The organism is Xanthomonas sp. SHU 199, from assembly GCF_000364665.1.
Classification (GTDB): Bacteria; Pseudomonadota; Gammaproteobacteria; order Xanthomonadales; family Xanthomonadaceae; genus Xanthomonas_A; species Xanthomonas_A sontii.
Genome location: NZ_AQOI01000463.1, coordinates 1 through 3,440, shown reverse-complemented (window position 1 = coordinate 3,440; position 3,440 = coordinate 1). Strand labels below are relative to the sequence as shown.

The 3,440-nt window shown below is 74.7% G+C and carries 1 pseudogene; it reads right to left on the bottom strand.

Features of this window, described 5'->3' with window-relative positions:
• A pseudogene (locus tag D183_RS0114720) lies at window positions 1–3,440 on the bottom strand (ESPR-type extended signal peptide-containing protein); the annotation flags it as partial.

Sequence of the window (3,440 nt, the reverse complement as noted above, 5' to 3'; positions counted from 1 at the left end):
GGCCGACGCCGCAGGCGCCGCCTCGGTGGCCTGCGCGGCCACCGCACTGGTGCCGACCATGCGCGCGCTGCGTGCCGCGGTGCCGCTGCCGCCGGTGCGCGCATCCAGTTCGCTGACCTTGCCGTCCAGCGCCGCCAGTGCCGCGCCGACGTTGTTGTAGCTGGCGCCCTGGATCACGTACGTGGGCGCCACGAACAGGCCTTGCGCGCCGAGTCCGGCGCCGCCGCCCAGGAACGTGGCCATGTTGCTCAGCGACTGGTACAGCTGGCCGCCGTTGATCGCCTCGGTGCTGCCGGCGGCGACGCTGCCGGCGGTCAGGTTGACGATGCGCCGGGTCGCCGGGCCGCCGCGGCCGTTGCCGCTGCCCAGCGACACGGTGTCGGCCTCGTACACGCGCGAGCCGGCACCGAGCGCCACCGCGTTGTCCGCCGAGACGCCGGCATTGGCGCCGAGCGCGACGCCGTTGCTGCCGCTGTTGCGGACGAAGCTGTTGTAGCCCATCGCCACGCCGTTCTCGCCGATCGCATTTGTCTGCAGGCCGATCGCGGTGCTGCGCGCACCGGTCGCCGAGCTGCCGGCACCGTTGGCGGTGGCACCGGCGCCGACGGCGACGCTGCCCACGCCCAGCGCGGAACTGCGCAGGCCGCTGGCGGTGGCGCCGGCACCGGCCGCGGTGCTGTCCACGCCGCTGGCGCTGGCCACCGCGGTGCCGGAACTCTGGAAGCGCGCGCTGGTGTCGCCGGCCGCGGTGGCCACCGCGTCCAGCTGCGCCTTGTTCACCGCATCGGTGGCGTTGACCGCCGCGCCGACGTTGGTGATGCGGCGCGTGGCCGGCGCAGTGACGCCGTTGCCGCCACCCACCGACACCACGTTGGCTTCGCTGGTGCGCGCGCCTGAGCCCAGGGCGACGCTGCCGGCGCCGCTGGCCGAGGCGTTGATGCCCAGGGCCGTGGCATTGGTGCCGCCGTAGGCGAAGGCGTTCTGGCCGATCGCGGTGCCGCCTTGCGCCGTAGCCCAGGCGAACTGGCCGACCGAGGTGGTCTGCGCCGCGGTGGCCCAGGCCGAGGCGCCGAGCGCGGTCGCATCCTCGCCGGTGGCGCGGGCGCTGTAACCCAGCGCCGCGGCATAGGCGCCGGAGGCGGTGCTGCCCCAGCCCAGCGCCGAGGCGTAGTTGCCCGCCGCCGCCGCGCCGTAACCGAACGCGCTGGTGCGAGTGCCGCTGGCGGCGCTGAAGGCACCAACCGCGGTGCTGTAGTCGCTACCCGCGTTGGCCTTGTAGCCGTCGGCGGTGGCCTGCAGGCCGCTGGCGATGGCACCGGCGCCACTGGCGCTGCTGAACGTGCCGCTGGCCTGCGCACCCGCGCCCAGCGCGGTGGCGCCGGCGGCGCTGGCGGTGGTGGTGCCGTCGAGCAGCACGTTGCCGGACGCGTCGGTGTAGTACAGCGAGCCGCCGATCGCGGTGCTGGATTCGCCGGTGGCGGTGGCGTTGTAGCCGGACGCGGTGGCGTAGCGGGCACCCGCGAGCGCGCCGCTGCCGAAGGCCGAGGCACCGGTGCCGTAGGCGTTGCTGGCTTCGCCGGCGGCGGTGGCGTAATTGCCCTCCACGTAGCTGCCGACATCGTCGGCCGGGTCGCTGCCGCCGCTGGCCTTGAACTGCTTGCCGGTGGCGTCGGCCGACTGCTTCACCTCGTTCAGTTGCGCGACGTTGACCGCATCGGTGGCCTCGGTACCGGCGGCGACGCTGGTGATCTGCCGCTCCTTGCCGGCGCTGCCCACCGAGACGGTGTTGTCGCGCGACGCTTCGGAGTTCGCGCCCAGGGCCACGCTGTTGACGCCGGACGCATAGGCGCCGTAGCCGAACGCGCTGGCACTGTCGGCGCTGGCGTAGCTGAGGCTGCCGAGCGCGCTGCTGAAGTCGGCGGTGGCGCCGGCACCGGCACCGAACGCCGCGCTGTTGGCGCCCGAGGCCTCGGCCGGGATCAGGCCGAAGAACGAGGTGCCGCCGACCGCCACGCTCTCCTCGCCGGAGGCCACGCTGTACTCGCCCACCGCCACGCTGCCGCTGCCGGACGCGGTGGAGGAGACGCCGACCGCGGTGCCGTAGCTGCCGGAGGCCAGCGCGCCATAGCCCAGTGCCGAGGACAGGTAGCCGGTGGCCTCGCTGTAGCCGCCCAGGGCGGTGGCGCCGATGCCCGAGGCAGCGCTGCGGAAGCCGGTGGCCGTGGCCTGGTTGTCCGAGGCCACCGCTTCGTTGCCGGTGGCGGTGGCATAGGTGCCGCTGGCCTGCGCGCCGGCACCGCTGGCGGTGGCGCCGATCTCGCTGGCCTGGGCGTTGCTGCCGATGGCGATGCTGTTCTCGCCCGACGCCTGGCTGGCGTTGCCCAGCGCGACCGCATCGACCCCGCTGGACACGGCGTTGAAGCCGATCGCGGTCGCCCCGGCGGCCACGGCATTGGCGCCGCCGCCGAGCGCGGTGGCGCCGTCGCCGGTGGCGTTGGCGGCCTCGCCGGCCGCCAGCGCATTGTCGCCGTCGACCAGGGCGCCGGCATCGCTGTCGGCGCTGCCGCTGGCCTGGAAGTACTTGCTGGTCGCTGCCGCGGCCTGCTTCACCGCATCCAGCTGGGCGACGTTGACCGCATCGGTGGCCTCGGTGCCGGCAGCGACGTTGGTGATCTGCCGCTCCTGCCCGGCGCTGCCCACCGACACGCTGTAGGCGCGGTCGGCGACCGCCCCGGCGCCCAGCGCCACCGCATTGGCGGCGGTGGCCTCGCTGCCCGCGCCGATGCTGATCGCGCTTTCCGCGTCGGCCACTGTGTTGGTGCCGATGGCGATGCTGTTGACCTGGTTGCCCAGCGCCTGGAAGCCCAGCGCCACGCTGTAGTTGCCGTAGCCGAACGCGCCGCGACCGACCGCGGTGGCGCTCAGCCCCGGCGCCCAGCTGTTGAAGCCGATCGAAGTGGCGCCGCTGCCGCTGGCCCACGCCCCGGTACCGAACGCCGAGGCATTGGTGCCGGTGGCCCAGGCCGAGGTTCCAAACGCCGACGCGCCATCGGCCGTCGCCCAGGCATAGGCGCCGACCGCACTGGCGTCCTCGCCGCTGGCCCAGGCGTTGTCGCCCTGCGCCAGACTGTAGTTGCCGGTCGCACGCGCCTTGTAGCCGCCGGCGGTGCTGTGGTCGCCGGTGGCCTGCGCACCGTAGCCGGTGGCGGTGGCGACGCTGCCCGTCGCCTGCGCGCCCGCGCCGAGCGCGGTGGCGTTCTCGCCGGCATTGGCGCCGACCAGCACCGGCTTGCCGTCGGCATCGACGATCGGCTGGTTGTACTGGTCGTAGGCCTGGCCGCGGCCACCGATGGCGGTGCCGCCGGTGCCGGCGGCCGTGCTGCCGTTGCCCAGCGCCACCGCGTCATCGCCCATCGCCGCCGCGCCGCTGCCGAACGCCG